Raw genomic sequence first — 14,572 nt, 5'->3', positions numbered from 1 at the left:
ATGGCTGGAAACAACTCTGCCGAGATCCGCGTCGCCGGCACCGGCAAGCTCTACGTCGCCGACGCCGGCACCGCCCTCCCGGCCGCCTTCGGCGCGGACTCCGCCGCCGACTGGTCCGGCGCGGGCTGGAAGGACCTCGGCTTCACGACCGGCGACGGCGTCACCTTCTCCAAGAAGGACAAGCTGGAGGCCATCGACTCGTGGCAGTCGGTCTCCCCGGTCCACTACATCTACTCGGCCCGTGACCTGTCGCTGAAGTTCTCGCTGCTGCAGTTCAACGAGGACACGCTGCCCTTCTTCATGGGCGGCGACTCGGTCAAGGCCGAGCCGACCCCGGCGGTCGACACCTACCGCTACGAGATCGCCGAGCGTCCGTTCGCGGACGTCCGCGCCCTCGGCCTGGAGTTCACCGACGTCAAGGCCGGTGGCACCACCGCGGTGAAGTACCGCTTCATCATCCCGCGCGGCCAGGTCACCGCCACGGACGACATCAAGCTGGCCCGCAAGGCCGCCTCCACGCTCGGCATCACCTTCTCGGCGATGTCGAAGGGCGACGGCAAGCCGCTGGCGACCTTCCTCATGAAGGACAGCCAGTACTCCGCCACCGTCTGATCCATCCCCCGGGGCGGGGCGGCCCACCGCCGCCCCGCCCCACCCTTCTTCTCCTCACCCACTCGAATCACCCGAACAAGGAGTACGCATCACCATGTCCCGATTCGATGTCAACGCCGCCCGCGCCCAGCGTCTGGAGGCCCACGGCCGCACCTGGTCCTTCGAGCTGGACGGCGAGTCCTACACGCTTCCCACCGAGCTCTCGCGCCGGATCGCGAAGGCCCTGCGCAAGCTCGACGACAGCGACGTGGACGGTCTGCTCGAGCTCCTCATGGGTGAGGAGCAGTACGCCCGCTTCGAGGAGCACGAGGTCACCATGCAGGACGTGGCCGCGATCCTGGAGGCTTACGGCCAGGAGACCGGGCTCGGCCTGGGGGAAGACTGAGCCTCGTCGAGTTCGTCGACGAACACGCCGAGGCACTTGAGGCGGACCTGCTCCGCTACTACGGAACGGACCTCCTCGACTGGCACCGCGGAGAACTATCCAGCAGGCGCGTCGCGGTGCTGATCAAGCACCTTCCGGCCGACAGCGCCGTCCAGCGAAACCTGCACGGGGAGGCCGCCGAGTGGTCGGTGACCGACCATCTGCTCGCTGCGGCGGTCGATCATCTGGCCACCGCCAACTGGATGTTCATGTGCGTCAACACGGACGAGGACGGCGAGCAGCCAGATCCGCCGCAGCCTGTACCCCGACCCGGAGATTCCCCCGAGGGCGAGGAAGAGGGCAAGGGCGGCGCGGGCACTTCGGGCGCAGAAGGAGCCGAGGTGGTGTCCCCGCATCAGCTGGCTCGCTTCTTCAGCTGACGTCGCGTCCGTCATCGGCTACGTCCCCCATGGCCCCCGGTGCCCGTTCCCGTCAGGGAGCGGGCTCCGGGGGCGCTTCCTGTGCTCGTTCTGCGGCCAGCTCGTCCTCCAGAGCACGGGCCCGCTCCGACAGCCGACGTCCCCGACCGCCCGGACGCGTCTCCTGTTCGGAGTCGGGGCCGCGCCGTTCGGGTGCGGGCCCGTTCTGCGCGGCCACGCTGTTGAGCGGCGGCACGATCGGGCGCCCGCCCTTGCCCCGGACCACCTTGCGTACGGGCTGGCCATTCCTGCGGGTACGGCTCTCCTGAGCCGTCACCAGGAGGTCAGTCTCCGGCTCCGGTTCGGAAGCGCGTACGGGCGCAACCACGGGCCCCTGCTCGGGTACGTACGCGGACTCGGGCCCGGACTCGGGCACAGGCTCCGGCTCTGGTCGCTGTTCGAACAGCTCGCGCTCCCTGCGGACCCGCTCCTCGGCCTGGACGACCACGGCCGGCGGCTCCAGGAGTCGAGCGAAAGGCAGCGGGATGACCCGGGCGCCGTCCGGTGAGACGTCCGCACGCCGCTGGGGGCGCCGGATTCCACGCGTGTCACCCTGTCCATGGGCGTACGCATCAGCAACGCGCTTCTCGTACTCGCGGCGGATACGCGGGAGTTCGTCGGAGACGGCCTCGGCCCAGCCGGCGGTGAACGCGGCGGTCTCGCGGCGGTCCACCTCGGCCCTGGGCAGCACGACGAGGTCTTCGGGGGCGTATCCGGCGACGTGCACGAGCTCAGCCAGCCTCGCGAAGAGATGGGGCAGGTCCGGGTGGGATTCGAGCCAGTCGATGACCCGCTCCCGCCGGTTAGCGCCCGGCTCCGTTTCCATGCGTCCGCACTGCCTTCCAACCCCCCGGGGTCCCCGCGCGCCCCTCGCGCCCCCCGCCCCCGACTGTGTCAGGTCCGGGAACGCGTCATCCAGGGTACCCCGGTCGAACATCAGATCCGATCGGGCCTCAACCCCTACGGGGAGTTGACGAGAAGACACGCCGTCAGGCGTTTCCCGCTCGACAAACCTCGAACAGATGTTCCACACTCTGCTCGTACAGACGTTCGATAGCGTGGTGCCCCCGCCTCTTCCGCGGCGCCGCCACGCACGCAAGGGCAAGCAACCGGAAGGCAGGCGTCCATGACCCAGCAGGCCGAGGCCGAGTCATCGCGACCGCACATCCCGCTCCACGACCGCCTCGCCGAGCTGCTGGACGGGCCCGTCGCCCTCGACAAGAGAGCGTTGCTCGGCACGCTGTACGCCGAGGTCAGCCGGCGCGAAGCGGTCGCCTACGCGGCGGGCTGGAACGACGCCCTCACCGAACTACGCCGCCGCTGACACTCGCTGCGCCACACCACGCCTCGCCGGCGGGACGAACCCCGCCGCCCACGCACACGAGCCGCCCGCGCCCGTCCAGGGCAGGCGGCTTCGGCGTTTCCGGGTGCGCTGCGGCACGACATCTCCGAATGGAGTACAGCCATGTCAGTCGTTCCCGATCCCGTACAGGAGCTCTCCGCAACCCTGGTCAAGCTGCCCCCGTGGGTCGCCCAGGCGAAGCAATACGACGAGACGAAGGTGGTGGTCTCGAACCTGTCGAGCACCGTCTCCGGCATCAAGGGTGACATCACCCTCATGAAGGTGGAGATGGCGGGCCTCTTCGCCGCCTCGATCGGCCTCTTCAAGGTCGACTACACCTGGTTCAAGCTCGACGACAAAGGCATCACGATCAACGGCCGGCAGCGTCTCGGCTGGCCGTGGGCCGACAAGGCCAAGGCCTTCCAGGTACGTGTCGAGAACAAGCAGCGGGACCTCTACGGCAAGCAGAACCGGATGAAGCGGAAGCTCACCCGGCTCACGGACCGCCAGGACGAGCTGGCCCGCGCGCAAGCCCGTCTGCGGCACCACGAAAACGCTCGACAGGCAGCCCAGACCCGCCTCGACGAAGGACGGGGCTCCCAAGGGGCGGTCGACCGGCACACGGCGAGAACGAATGCGGCCAGGGCCGAGGTCGAGAAGCTCCAGAAGAAGCTCGATCGCGCGAAGAAGTCAGCAAACAGGACCTCGAGGAGCGCGGAGCGTCTCGTGAAGAAGATCAACACCCTGAAGGGGAAGGAGACAGAGGCGAAGGACCGGTGGAAGAACAACGCCCAGACGGCGACCGCCGACCTCAACGCCCTGCGCGCCGCCCTCGGGCAGACGACGGTCGCGCTCGACTAGGCCCCTGACCGCGCGTCACCGCGCTCACCAACAGGTCTTCCCCTCCTCCACGAAACCAGGTGCCCATGTCTCTCACCAAAGCACTCGGCAGCGCCTCGTCGGCGCTGAGAAAGCTCAAGACCGACGCCCAGCAGAGCGCCCAGGCCGTCACCCGTGTCGGCAGCGGCAGCAGCTCCGCCTCCAACGGGGTCAAGCAGCTGAAGTCCTCGGCGCAGTCCACCACGTCCCAGCTCAAGAGCCTCAAGACGGCAACGGACCAGGCCGAGCGGTCCATGACCAAGGCCGGCCAGACCGGCCAGTCCGCCGGAACGAAGCTCGGCAAGTACGAGTCCGGCGCCGGCAAGGCCGCCAAGGGCCAGGACAAGCTCAACAAGTCCATGAAGGGCAACTTCCTGGCCCGTCTGATCGAGCTGTTCATGCCGCTCATCGAGAAGGTCGTCGAGATGGCGACGCGCTCGAAGACCATGCAGACGATCATGAAGAAGGCCTTCGCCGCCATCAAGACCGTGATCAGCTCGGTCATGAAGGCCATCGGCCCGATCATGAAGAAGGCCGGTCAGTTGATCAAGACGGTCTGGAACGGCATCAAGCAGGCCATCTCCGTCGTCGTCAAGGCCGTCGCCACCGTCATCAAGACCTACGTGAAGATCTGGAAGACGGTCATCACCACGGTCATGAAGGCGATCAAGACGGTCATCAGCACCGTCTGGAACGGCATCAAGGCCGTCATCACCCCGGTGGTCAACTGGATCAAGACCGCGATCCCGAACGCCTTCACCGCCGTCAAGGACAAGATGTCGTCCATCTGGAACGGCCTCAAGGACATCGCGTCCCGGGCGTTCAACGGCATCAAGAGCGGCGTGTCCGGCCCGATCAACGCCGTCATCGGCATGATCAACCGGATGATCAGCAGCCTCAACCGGGTCAAGGTCAGCGTCCCCGGCTGGGTGCCCCTCGTCGGCGGCAAGACCTTCGGCGTGAACATCCCGAACATCCCGATGCTCGCCACCGGTGGTGTCGTCATGCCGCGTAACGGCGGTGTCCCGGCGATCATCGCCGAGGCCGGCGAGGCCGAGGCCGTCCTCCCGCTCTCCAAGCTGGACCGGCTCCTCGCCCTCACCGCCCGCCGCGCCCGCATGCACCAGCAGATGCAGGCAGGCGGAGGCGCCGGCGGCGGGCTGCACATCGAGCACTACCACGCCGCCCGCAACAGTGACCCGCAGTCCACGGCGGACGCGCTGATGTACCTGTCGAAGGCGCGCGGATGATCGCGGTCGCGCCGTCGGTCGTGTTCAGCAACCGGCTGCTCGCCGGTGCGCCCGAAGCCTTCCGGAACTTCAGCCGGAACATCCGGCCGACCAACACCACATTGCAGGCCCTGACCCGGTCCCTGCGCGATGCCGCAGGCAAGACCGAGCGCTTCGCCAGTGAAGTGCGGGGCGCGACCTCCTCGGTGGCCCGGATCCGCACCGACGCCACCTCCGCCTCCGGTTCCGTCACCAAACTCGGCCGCTCCACCGCCCCCCGCGGAGTCAAGTCCTTCGGAGACAAGGCCGGGAAGGCCAAGGGCGCCCTCGGCAAGCTCGGTCAGGGACTCGGCGGCATCCTCGCCGTCCTGTTGCCGCTGCTCCCCATCACCGACGTCATCACCGGCCTGATGGGCACCTTCGGCGTCGCCATGACCATCGCGGCGGTGGCGATGACCGGCATCAACCTCGCCATGCGCGCCAACCCCATCGGCTTCCTCGTCGGCATCCTCGTGCCCGTCGCCGCCTGGCTCATCGAGTACGCCATGAACAGCGAGGCCGGCCAGCGGATCATGAAGCAGGTCTTCCAGCAGGCCCTCAAAGGCTTCCAGTCCGTCTGGAAGTTCCTCCAGCCGATCATGGAGCTGATCGGACAGGCCGTCATGACCTACTTCAAGGGCTACCTGACGCTGTTCACCGCCGCACTCGGGATCATCGGCTCCGCGATCAACGGCTTCTCCAACGTCCGTTCCTCCGTGACCTCCGCCTCCAACGCGCTGCGCGGCATCGCGTCCGGCACGATCGGCGGGATCCGGAACTCGATCCAGCCGTTCCTCTCGTTCTTCACCGACTCCGTCCCCGGCTTCTTCCGTACGGCCAAGGACGCGGTCGGCGGAGCCCTGCGCGGGATCGGAGACCTGATCAAGGGCGCCCTGAGCACCGTTATCGGCGTCGTCAAAGGCCCCATCAACGGCCTCATCGCCTTCGCCAACTGGATCATCGACGGCCTCAACAAGCTCAGCTTCGACTTCCTCGGCAAGCACTTCGGCGTCGACCTCGACAAGATCCCGATGCTCGCCGAAGGCGGTGTCGTCTTCCCCGGCGCCGACGACGCGCCGCGCATCGACCCGCTCACCACGCTCGAGTCCCGCCGTATCCCGGCCCTGACCGAGGCTGCCCGGCAGCCCCACCGCATCCGGGACTTCCACGAGGAACCCGGTGCCGGCGCCCGGTCGACCGCCGAGGACCTGCTCTTCCTCATGGCCGCCCACGCCTGACCGCCCTGCCAACCCGCCCTCCTCAGAAGTGAGGTGACGGCCCCCATGGCCGAGACCACAACCGCATACGCCGCCGGAAACAGCTTCACCGCCGACCTCGCGCCCGGCTCGCTCATCACCCAGGACGGGCAGATGCAGTGGGCCGGGCTTCTCATCGGTCCCGGTACACCGTTCGCCGTCGACCGCTCCGGCCTCTCCGGCTGGGAGGACCTGCCCGAGTACGACTCCTCCGACGCCGAGCGGCCCACCTCGCACGGCGCCTGGCCCGGATCCCGCTTCGCCAAGCCGCGCAAGATCGGCGGCACGATCGTGCTGATGCCGGAGTACGGCGCGGCCGCCGAGGCCATCCGTGCCCTGCGCCAAGCCCTCGCCCTGCTCGACGAGGAGCGCTGGCTCGCCGTCCGGCTGCACGGCGAGGTGCTCGCCGTCCGCGCCCGGATCGCCCAGCGGGTGGTGCCGGCCGACCAGGGCTTCGCCACCCAGGGCAGCTCCAAGATGTCGATCCAGTGGCTCGCCGCCGACCCGCGTCGCTACGGCGTCGAGGAGCAGACCGCGACCACCACGGCCCCGCAGCCGGAGTCCGGTCTGACCTGGCCGCTGGTCTGGCCGCTGGACTGGGGACAGGCCACGTCCACCGGTGACGCCGTGGCCGAGAACACCGGCTCCGCCGCCACCCACCCGGTGATCACCTTCCGCGGCCCGTGCTCCATGCCGACGGTCACCGAGCGGGTCAGCAGGCGCCGGCTGCGCTACGCGATCGACCTGGCCTCCGGCGACGAGCTCGTCGTCGACACCGCCAACGGCACGGTGACGCTCAACAACTCCGCGTCCCGTCGCCACACCGCCATGGCCGACTCCAGCCCCGAGGAGCTGTTCCTGCTCGAACCGGGCCGTACCGAGCTGGCGTTCCGCCCCGACGAGGCGACCCCCGAGGCGCTGATGACGGTCCGCTGGCGCAGCGCCGAGTGGTGACCGCGGCCGTCCACCCCTGACGGATCCCCTCCCCATACGAAGAGGTGAACCCAATGACCGTACGAGCCGCCTGGCTCCAGTCCAACGGCCAGACCCGCGAGGACACCCGCCTCACCCTCGCCGCCCTGCTCACTCCCAGTGGCCAGAGCCCCGAGGAGACCCCGCTCCGCTCCCGGGCGGGCGTCGTGCCGGGCGGCCTCGTCCTCACCGGGACCGCCCCCATGCAGTGCACGATCGGCACCGGCCGGGCCGTCATCCAGGGCAAGGACACCGCCCAGGGCGCGTATCTCGTGGCCGTCACGGCGCCGGAAGCGATCACGATCACCGACGGCGATCCGCAGTACGACCGGATAGACCTGATCGAGCTCTCCGTCGTCGACGATGCCTACGACCGTACGGGTGTCACCGAGGCCGTCGTCCGGCTCGTCAAGGGCACCGCGGAAGCAAACCCCCAGGTGCCGGCGAGCGGCACGGGCAGCACCATCCCGCTGTACACGGTCCGCGTCCCGAAGGGCACGTCCGCCGGCACCGGAGGCATCGCCTGGACCACCGGCGGGGTCACCCAGCAGCACTGGCCGGTGGTGGCGCTCGGCGGCATCCTGCCCACCAGCGGCTACAAGGGCGCGTACGTCGGCCAGTACCGCGACGCGGCCGGCATGCTGCAGCGCTGGGACGGCTCGACCTGGGTGTCGTACCCGAGGCCGGTCGGCGGCATCGCGCCCGGTTCCCTTGTCTCGACCGGCAGTTACACCGGCCAGTACCGGGACAGCTCCGGGATCCTCCAGCGCTGGGACGGTGCGGCCTGGCAGTACGCCCAGGGCACGGCGTCCGTCGTCCTCAGCGTCTCGCAGACGCTGAGCGCCCAGCAGCAGAGCATCCCGACCAACGCGTGGACCGCGATCAACATGCCGACGGTCGACGCCGACGACGCCGCCGGCTGGAACGGGAGCAACACCTACGTGGTACCGCGCACCGGCTGGTGGCGGATCGGCGCGCACGCCGTCTGGTCGAACGACGCCCAGACCGGCGCCCGCGGCGCCCGGATCCTGGTCAACGGGTCCGGCATCCAGCGCATGACGTGGCTGACCCCCGCGGGCAACAGCGCCATCACCGTCGGCGGCCACGGCCTGATCAAGCTCACCGCCGGCAACACGCTCCAGATGGCCGGCTACCACAACCACACCGCGGCGATCAAGACCCTCGGCGGCTCGGGCTACGCCTGCACCCTCACCGCCGAGTGGATCAAGTCTTGACCCGCCCTTCTCGTAACCCCGAACGGAGAACCCCATGAACCTGCGCAGCAGCTGGGTCGCCGAGACCGGCCAGACCCGCGAGGACACCCGCCTCACCCAGATGGGCGTCACCAACGCGCTCAACCCCGTCCAGGTGCGCTCCGGCATCCTGCCCGGTTCCTACGACGGCAAGTACCGGCTGTCCGGCTTCTGGATGACGAACTCCTCCGCCATGTCGGCGATCGTCTCCGAGGGGCGCGGCGTCATCCAGGGCGACATCTCCCAGGGCGCCTACCCGGTGACCCTGCCGGCCTCCGAGGTCGTCACCTTCTCGCCGGGCAACGCCCAGTACGACCGGATCGACCTCGTCGTCCTGCGGGTCCGCGACAAGCTGTACGGGGACGACCGCAACGAGGCCGTGATCGAGGTCATCCAGGGTGTCCCCGAGGCGACCCCGAAGGCCCAGCCGGTCCCGGCGCGCAGCCTCCCGCTGTACGAGGTGCGGGTGCCGGTCGGCGCCAGCGCGGGCACCGGCGGCATCCCGTGGGCCACGGCTCTGAAGGACCTGCGGAACACCGTCGTCTCCGCCGGCGGCATCCTCCCGGTCGAGGGTCCGGTCCAGCAGGGCGCCTACCCCGGCCAGTACCAGGACACCCCCGACGCCCAGCTGCAGCGGTGGGACGGCGGCAAGTGGGTGGCGTACCCGCAGGCCATCGGCGGTGTCGTGCCGAACACCGTCGGCTCGGCCATCCCGGGCTCGTACACCGGCCAGTACCGGGACGGCCTGGGCGGCCGGCTGGAGCGGTGGAACGGCTCGGCCTGGGCGCCGGCGTTCCCGGGCCCCATCTTCAACGACTCGCTGACGGCCGGCTACACGACCTCGACCTCCTACGTCGACACGCTCACCAACCGGACCGGCGCACTGTCCATCACCTTCGTCGCCCCGGGCTCGCGCCAGGCGATCATCACCTTCGGTTCGCGCATCCAGCTGGTCGGCACAGGTTCCGGCGCCGGTTTCATGAGCGTGAAGATCATGCAGGGCACGACCGTCCACCGCGACAACAACGACACCTACGGCGTGGTCTGCCAGTCCCCCGGCAACATCGCGGTGTCCACCACCCAGCGGCTGCACACCCTGACGGCCGGCGCCACCTACACGGTCACCGCTTACTTCCGGACCACCAACACCGCCCTGCAGGCCTGGTTCAACAACACCTTCATCCACGTCGTCCCGCAGCACTGACCCCGGCCGTCCTCCGGCTCGCCTGACCGTCCTTCCTTCGAGGAGATCCCATGCCCGTACGCTCCGGCTGGCTGCTGCCCAACGGCCAGACCCGCCAGAACACCCGTATCACCAACATCGGCGCCACCACCCCGGTCAATCCGCTCGGCGTGCGGTCCGGCATCCTGCCCGGAACGTTCGACGGCAAGTACCGGGTCGGCGGCCTCTGGATGAGCAGCACCGGCCCGATGACGGCCACCGTCTACGCCGGCAAGGCCGTCGTCCAGGGCGCCAACTCCGACGGCGCCTACCCCGTGGCCCTCGACCAGGACATGACCATCACCTTCGGCGACGGCGACGCGCTGAACCCGCGCATCGACCTCGTCGTCCTGCGGGTGTACGACGCCGACGCCGACCTCCAGAGCACCCGGTACGAGGCGGTCGTGGAGATCGTCAAGGGCGAGCCGAAGGCGGTTCCGGTGGCCCCCGAGGCACCGGCCCGTTCCCTGGTGCTCTTCAGCATCAAGGTGAAGGCCGGGGCCTCGGCCGGCAACGGCGGCATCGAGTGGACGACGACGGGCACCATCACGGACCTGCGCACCACGACCGTCGCGGCGGGCGGCATCCTGCCCGTCTACAACAACGCCGGTGTGGCCGGCTCCTACCCGGGCCAGTACCAGGACAACGACAACTCCCACTACCTCCAGCGCTGGGACGGCACCAACTGGGTCCCCTACCCCAAGGAGATCGGCGGCGTCGCCCCCAGTGGAACCGTGTCCGTCGGCAGCTACACCGGCCAGTTCCGTGAGAACGCCGGGGTCCTCCAGCGGTGGAACGGCACCGCCTGGGTGAACTACCAGCCGCCGATCGAGGTGGAGACCACCACCACCGGCCTGACCGCGCTCCCCAACTGGTCCGTGGTGTCGTTCTACGCCCGCCGCAACAAGGCCGGCCTGTGCACCATGACCGTCACCGTGACGCGCAGCGGCGCCCAGATCGACGCCAACAGCGCCGGCAACATCACCGACGAGCCGCTGTGCGTCCTGCCCACCGGCTGGCGCCCGGCCCTCAGCGTCGAGGCCCCGGCCTGCGACGGCTTCGGCAACGGCGGGGCGAACGTGACCACGTCAGGCCAGATCGACCTGCGCACCTGGTCCCCGAACGGCGCGCTCGCCGCCGGCCGCAACATCCGCATCAGCGCCACCTACATCCTCCCGTGAGGTCCGCCGCATGAGTCTCGACACGCCTTACCGGGCGATCTTCTGCGATCTGCTCACCGACCAGACACTCGACATCCTGCCGCTGCGGGACGTCTCCTTCGACGACTACATCGGCAAGGCCGGCTCCCTCTCCGGCACCATCCCGATCCCCAACCAGGACATCGCCCAGCGCGTCAAGCAGGTCCGGGAAGGCCGCACGTCCGTCTACCTGGAGCGTGGCGGGGACCTGTGGTGGGGCGGCATCGTCTGGACCACCACCCTGCAGTCCAGCGGGCGCGGGGTGCTGACCCTCGGCATCCAGGCCGCCACCTTCGACTCGTACGCGGGCCGCCGGCGCATCCGCAAGGACATCACGTACACCACCGCGACCCCTCAGATCGAGATCGCGCGCCGGCTCTGGAGCGAGCTCGACGTCCAGACCTACCCGGACGCCCCGCCGGACAAGGAGCCCAAGCGGATCGGGATCACGTTCGGCGACGAGGAGCCCAAGGTCAGCCGCATCGTCAGCTGGCGCAAGGGCGACGAGATCGTCTACCTGGACGCGCTCAACCAGATCGCCGAGATGCAGGACGGTTTCGAGCACCAGATCCTGGTCTACCGCGACCCTGTTTCCGGGCAGCGGATCCGCCGGCTCCGGCTCGGCGAGCCCAAGATCATCAACGGCTCCACCGACCTGCTCTTCGACCGGCCCGGCGTCATCCTGTCCTACTCCTTCCCGTACGACGCGACGCGCGGCGGCACCACCGCCATGGCCCGGGGCGCCTCGGTGAACGGGAACGCGGCCACCGACTCCCGGCCGCTGTTCAGCAAGGAGCAGTACGACAGTTCGCTGCTCGCCGACGGCTGGCCGCTGATCGACCTGTCCTCGGACCACAACGAGATCACCGACGAACTCGTCCTGGGTTCGCTGGCCGCGGCCGAACTGTCCCAGGCCCGCGGCGCCGTGGTGATCCCGGCGATCACCATCCACCTCGGCGGAATGGTCCCGCCCGCCCTGATCGGGCGCATCGCCCGCGTCCGGATCCACGACGAGTGGTTCTCCCAGGGCCTCGACGCCCGCTACCGCATCGTCGGCGTCAAGGTCACTCCCCCGGAGCGTGGCCGTCCCGACACCGCCGAGCTCTACCTCGAGGAGGCCTGATGCCCCAGCTGCCCGAGGACATCATCGACCGGCTCAACCAGATGGAGCGCCGGCTGAAGACACTGTCCACCATTGCCCGCGTCCGTCCCGCGGTCAACGAGTTCCGCCCGCCGGAGACGTCCGGAAGCGTCACCATCACGCGGCCGTTGTTCCGCATCTTCGACGGCTACAACCACGAGATCTTCGCCGACGACATCATGACCGGCGGTCTCGCCCGGCCGTGGCTGCAGCTGATGCCGCCGGTGGCCACCGACCACACCAAGTGGCCGTCCACCACCAGCACCACCTTCGCCACCATCGCCGAGTGCTTCAACCCCATCTGGCAGCCGAAGATGCGGCTCGTCATCAACACGAAGGTGTCGAGCGGCGGCTCCGGCAGCGTGCGGGTCTTCGTCGACAACGTGCAGTTCGGCCCCACGGTCACCGCCGGCACCACCTACGAGCACCTCGGCCTGCTGCCCGGCGACATGAAGACCCGGTTCGGCCAGACGATGAAGATCGAGGTCCAGGCGCAGGCCGCCGGCGGCACGGTCTACGCCCAGCCCGTGCTCATCCACGGCGCCCAGACCTGACCTGCCCCGCCCTCCGAGCAGCACCAGCCGTACGAGGAGTACGCCATGAACATCGACCCCACCCAGCCCTGGGGCGTGGCCATCGACTACGCGGGCCGCGCCACCGTCACCGAGAAGGGCCACACCCTCAACATCCGCGTCCACGACAACAACCTGGGCTACACCCTGGAGCGCGACCCGGTCACCGGGCAGTACCCGCCGGTGTTCATCACCGCCGAGTTCTCCGAGAAGGGCACGGGGGACACCACCCTGCGCGGCTCCGGCGTGGTGGTGGTGTACGCCAAGGACGGAGTGCCGGCCGTGCCCGACCCGACCGCCGCCCAGCGGGCCGTCGCCGCCGCCCTCGCCGACTTCGAGGACCGCCGCGCCGCCTACGCCGCGCTCTGCGCCACCTGGGCCCCGGAGGCCCCGGCCCCGGAGCCCGCCCCGTAACACCGTCCCGCCCCACCCCGTACGCCCCGCCCCGTGCCGATCCGGCCGGGGTTTTCTCATGCCCCGAACCCCTGCCGGAGGACACAGATGGCCACTCCCCTCTCCGCGGACCGGTTGGTCGCCGCGCTCCGCGCCGAAGGCGTCACCGTCGTCGAGCACGACGGCTGGCGCACCCACAACCGCAACGGTCACGGTGCCTGGGGGCCCGTGACCGGTGTGATGATCCACCACACCGTCTCCAGCGGCACCGCCAACACCGTCGACCTCTGCTACAACGGCTACGCGGGCCTGCCCGGTCCGCTGTGCCACGGCGTCATCGCCAAGGACGGCACGGTCCATCTGGTCTCCAGCGGCCGTGCCAACCACGCCGGCGGCGGCGACCCGTCCGTCCTCCAGGCCGTGATCAGCGAGACGTACGGGGTGCGGCCGCCCCTCCCGCGCGAGCACCAGGGCAGCACCGGCGCCGTCGACGGCAACTCCCGCTTCTACGGTTTCGAGTGCATCAACCTCGGCAACGGCAGCGACCCGTGGCCGGCCGCCCAGCTCGACGCGATCGAGCGGGTGTCCGCGGCGCTCTGCCGGGCGCACGGCTGGGGCGCCCGGTCCGTCATCGGCCACTCCGAGTGGTCCGACTGGAAGAACGACCCGCGCGGCTTCGGCATGCCGGGCATGCGCGACCGGGTGCAGAAGCGGCTCGGCTCCGCCCCCGCCGCCAAGCCCACCGCCCCCAAGCCGGCCGCCCCGCGCTACCAGCCCTTCCCCGGGACCGCCTTCTTCAGGACCACCCCGAGCTCCGCGGTCGTCACCGCGATGGGCCGCCGGCTGGTCGCCGAGGGCTGCGGCCGCTACCAGGTCGGTCCGGGCCCGCGCTGGTCCGAGGCCGACCGCCAGTCGTACGCCGCCTGGCAGCGCAAGCTCGGCTTCCGCGGCTCCGACGCCGACGGCTGGCCGGGTGCCGCGTCCTGGAACGCCCTGAAGGTTCCGTTCGTGCAGTAACCCCCACCGTCGCAACAGCTCCCCCACGCAAGGAGAACCACCCATGTCCGAAGCCGCCAAGCGCACGGCCCGCACCGTGCTGCAGACCGCCGTCGGCATCGCCGTCATCCTGCCGGCGCTGGTCGACGCCTCGGGCGTCCCCGCGACCCTCCCCTGGGTCGCGGGGGCCCTCGCTGTCGCCGGTGCCCTCGCCCGGGTCATGGCCTTCCCGGCCTTCCAGGCGCTGCTGCCCTCCTGGCTGCGCACCGCCCCGGAAACCCAGGCCGCGGCGCTCGCCCCGGTACCGGCCCTCGTCCCGGAGGACCTCCCGGAGGCGGCGGCCGATGACCGAGCCTGACCCGAACGACCCGGTCGCCGTCGCCCTCGAACTGGAGCGACTGCGCGGCACCCTCGAGGCCGGCTTCGCCCGTGTCGACGGTTCGCTCGCCCTGCTCGTGCAGCGCAGCGACCAGACCGACAAGCAGCTCGCCGACCACGAGGCCCGGCTCGACGAGCTGGAGCGCTCCCGCTGGCCGCTGGCCAGCATCGGCGCCCTGGCCGCGGTGGCGACGGTCGCCGTCGCCGCCTGGGAGCTGACCGCGCGCTGATCCGTCCTGCGGGACG

Annotated in this window: 18 protein-coding genes; 17 read left to right on the top strand and 1 reads right to left on the bottom strand. The window is 70.0% G+C overall.

The annotated features are described in order from the left end of the window. The 3 genes from AB0M16_RS01555 to AB0M16_RS01545 all read left to right on the top strand — a co-directional run bounded on the left by AB0M16_RS01555 (window position 1) and on the right by AB0M16_RS01545 (window position 1,416). Window positions 1-612 carry a phage tail protein gene (locus tag AB0M16_RS01555; RefSeq protein WP_365337539.1) on the top strand — a complete coding sequence of 204 codons (612 nt, stop codon included), beginning with the start codon at window positions 1-3 and terminating at the stop codon, window positions 610-612. Window positions 613-706: 94 nt separating this feature from the next. Then, window positions 707-997: a hypothetical protein gene (locus tag AB0M16_RS01550; protein WP_365337537.1), complete on the top strand. Its 291-nt coding sequence runs from the start codon at window positions 707-709 to the stop codon at window positions 995-997. Window positions 998-1,113: 116 nt separating this feature from the next. Then, window positions 1,114-1,416 carry a hypothetical protein gene (locus AB0M16_RS01545; RefSeq protein WP_365337535.1) on the top strand — a complete coding sequence of 101 codons (303 nt, stop codon included), beginning with the start codon at window positions 1,114-1,116 and terminating at the stop codon, window positions 1,414-1,416. A 52-nt stretch (window positions 1,417-1,468) separates the two neighbouring features. Here the strand turns inward: AB0M16_RS01545 and AB0M16_RS01540 are convergent, their stop codons facing one another. Beyond that, entirely contained in the window at window positions 1,469-2,281 is an 813-nt protein-coding gene (locus tag AB0M16_RS01540; protein WP_365337533.1) for a hypothetical protein, read from the bottom strand. A 300-nt stretch (window positions 2,282-2,581) separates the two neighbouring features. Between AB0M16_RS01540 and AB0M16_RS01535 the strand changes: the two genes are divergently transcribed. The 14 genes from AB0M16_RS01535 to AB0M16_RS01470 all read left to right on the top strand — a co-directional run bounded on the left by AB0M16_RS01535 (window position 2,582) and on the right by AB0M16_RS01470 (window position 14,556). Next, window positions 2,582-2,779, top strand: a complete 198-nt coding sequence (locus tag AB0M16_RS01535; protein ID WP_365337531.1) for a hypothetical protein — start codon at window positions 2,582-2,584, stop codon at window positions 2,777-2,779. Window positions 2,780-2,920: 141 nt separating this feature from the next. After that, the gene (locus tag AB0M16_RS01530) at window positions 2,921-3,658 is read left to right on the top strand and encodes a hypothetical protein (protein WP_365337530.1); all 738 of its coding nucleotides are present in this window, start codon (window positions 2,921-2,923) and stop codon (window positions 3,656-3,658) included. A 65-nt stretch (window positions 3,659-3,723) separates the two neighbouring features. Next, on the top strand, window positions 3,724-4,926 hold the full coding sequence (locus tag AB0M16_RS01525; RefSeq protein WP_365337528.1) for a phage tail protein: 1,203 nt from the start codon (window positions 3,724-3,726) through the stop codon (window positions 4,924-4,926). After that, entirely contained in the window at window positions 4,923-6,182 is a 1,260-nt protein-coding gene (locus AB0M16_RS01520; RefSeq protein WP_365337526.1) for a tape-measure protein, read from the top strand. Before AB0M16_RS01525 ends, AB0M16_RS01520 begins: the two co-directional genes overlap by 4 nt. Before the next feature lie 45 nt (window positions 6,183-6,227). Then, entirely contained in the window at window positions 6,228-7,154 is a 927-nt protein-coding gene (locus tag AB0M16_RS01515) for a phage tail protein (RefSeq protein ID WP_365337524.1), read from the top strand. 53 nt (window positions 7,155-7,207) lie between these two features. Further along, complete coding sequence (locus AB0M16_RS01510; protein ID WP_365337522.1) at window positions 7,208-8,407, top strand: hypothetical protein; 1,200 nt, start codon at window positions 7,208-7,210, stop codon at window positions 8,405-8,407. 34 nt (window positions 8,408-8,441) lie between these two features. After that, the gene (locus tag AB0M16_RS01505) at window positions 8,442-9,629 is read left to right on the top strand and encodes a hypothetical protein (RefSeq protein ID WP_365337520.1); all 1,188 of its coding nucleotides are present in this window, start codon (window positions 8,442-8,444) and stop codon (window positions 9,627-9,629) included. A gap of 50 nt (window positions 9,630-9,679) precedes the next feature. Continuing rightward, window positions 9,680-10,828 (top strand): hypothetical protein, encoded by a 1,149-nt coding sequence (locus AB0M16_RS01500; protein ID WP_365337518.1) that lies wholly within the window; start codon window positions 9,680-9,682, stop codon window positions 10,826-10,828. A gap of 10 nt (window positions 10,829-10,838) precedes the next feature. Further along, complete coding sequence (locus tag AB0M16_RS01495; protein WP_365337516.1) at window positions 10,839-11,969, top strand: hypothetical protein; 1,131 nt, start codon at window positions 10,839-10,841, stop codon at window positions 11,967-11,969. After that, a complete protein-coding gene (locus AB0M16_RS01490; protein ID WP_365337514.1) occupies window positions 11,969-12,541 on the top strand; it encodes a hypothetical protein in 573 nt (190 codons plus the stop codon). Before AB0M16_RS01495 ends, AB0M16_RS01490 begins: the two co-directional genes overlap by 1 nt. Before the next feature lie 45 nt (window positions 12,542-12,586). Continuing rightward, on the top strand, window positions 12,587-12,973 hold the full coding sequence (locus AB0M16_RS01485) for an ATP-binding protein (RefSeq protein WP_365337512.1): 387 nt from the start codon (window positions 12,587-12,589) through the stop codon (window positions 12,971-12,973). An 87-nt stretch (window positions 12,974-13,060) separates the two neighbouring features. Then, window positions 13,061-13,969 (top strand): peptidoglycan-binding protein, encoded by a 909-nt coding sequence (locus AB0M16_RS01480; protein ID WP_365337510.1) that lies wholly within the window; start codon window positions 13,061-13,063, stop codon window positions 13,967-13,969. A gap of 43 nt (window positions 13,970-14,012) precedes the next feature. Next, complete coding sequence (locus AB0M16_RS01475) at window positions 14,013-14,306, top strand: hypothetical protein (protein WP_365337508.1); 294 nt, start codon at window positions 14,013-14,015, stop codon at window positions 14,304-14,306. Further along, on the top strand, window positions 14,293-14,556 hold the full coding sequence (locus tag AB0M16_RS01470; RefSeq protein ID WP_365337506.1) for a hypothetical protein: 264 nt from the start codon (window positions 14,293-14,295) through the stop codon (window positions 14,554-14,556). The genes AB0M16_RS01475 and AB0M16_RS01470 overlap by 14 nt, the downstream gene beginning before the upstream one ends. Window positions 14,557-14,572: the final 16 nt, after the last annotated feature.

The organism is Streptomyces sp. NPDC051921, from assembly GCF_040680975.1.
In the GTDB taxonomy this organism is placed as follows: Bacteria; Actinomycetota; Actinomycetes; order Streptomycetales; family Streptomycetaceae; genus Streptomyces.
Note: the sequence above shows the minus strand (reverse complement) of the source record. Positions and strands in the feature narration are given on the sequence as shown.

Excerpts from the sequence above, each read along its gene's own strand:
- AB0M16_RS01555 (WP_365337539.1), top strand. The coding sequence starts at position 1 with ATGGCTGGAAACAACTCTGCCGAGATCCGCGTCGCCGGCACCGGCAAG.
- AB0M16_RS01550 (WP_365337537.1), top strand. The coding sequence starts at position 707 with ATGTCCCGATTCGATGTCAACGCCGCCCGCGCCCAGCGTCTGGAGGCC.
- AB0M16_RS01540 (WP_365337533.1), bottom strand. The coding sequence starts at position 2,281 with ATGGAAACGGAGCCGGGCGCTAACCGGCGGGAGCGGGTCATCGACTGG.
- AB0M16_RS01535 (WP_365337531.1), top strand. The coding sequence starts at position 2,582 with ATGACCCAGCAGGCCGAGGCCGAGTCATCGCGACCGCACATCCCGCTC.
- AB0M16_RS01530 (WP_365337530.1), top strand. The coding sequence starts at position 2,921 with ATGTCAGTCGTTCCCGATCCCGTACAGGAGCTCTCCGCAACCCTGGTC.
- AB0M16_RS01525 (WP_365337528.1), top strand. The coding sequence starts at position 3,724 with ATGTCTCTCACCAAAGCACTCGGCAGCGCCTCGTCGGCGCTGAGAAAG.
- AB0M16_RS01520 (WP_365337526.1), top strand. The coding sequence starts at position 4,923 with ATGATCGCGGTCGCGCCGTCGGTCGTGTTCAGCAACCGGCTGCTCGCC.
- AB0M16_RS01515 (WP_365337524.1), top strand. The coding sequence starts at position 6,228 with ATGGCCGAGACCACAACCGCATACGCCGCCGGAAACAGCTTCACCGCC.
- AB0M16_RS01510 (WP_365337522.1), top strand. The coding sequence starts at position 7,208 with ATGACCGTACGAGCCGCCTGGCTCCAGTCCAACGGCCAGACCCGCGAG.
- AB0M16_RS01505 (WP_365337520.1), top strand. The coding sequence starts at position 8,442 with ATGAACCTGCGCAGCAGCTGGGTCGCCGAGACCGGCCAGACCCGCGAG.
- AB0M16_RS01500 (WP_365337518.1), top strand. The coding sequence starts at position 9,680 with ATGCCCGTACGCTCCGGCTGGCTGCTGCCCAACGGCCAGACCCGCCAG.
- AB0M16_RS01495 (WP_365337516.1), top strand. The coding sequence starts at position 10,839 with ATGAGTCTCGACACGCCTTACCGGGCGATCTTCTGCGATCTGCTCACC.
- AB0M16_RS01490 (WP_365337514.1), top strand. The coding sequence starts at position 11,969 with ATGCCCCAGCTGCCCGAGGACATCATCGACCGGCTCAACCAGATGGAG.
- AB0M16_RS01485 (WP_365337512.1), top strand. The coding sequence starts at position 12,587 with ATGAACATCGACCCCACCCAGCCCTGGGGCGTGGCCATCGACTACGCG.
- AB0M16_RS01480 (WP_365337510.1), top strand. The coding sequence starts at position 13,061 with ATGGCCACTCCCCTCTCCGCGGACCGGTTGGTCGCCGCGCTCCGCGCC.
- AB0M16_RS01475 (WP_365337508.1), top strand. The coding sequence starts at position 14,013 with ATGTCCGAAGCCGCCAAGCGCACGGCCCGCACCGTGCTGCAGACCGCC.
- AB0M16_RS01470 (WP_365337506.1), top strand. The coding sequence starts at position 14,293 with ATGACCGAGCCTGACCCGAACGACCCGGTCGCCGTCGCCCTCGAACTG.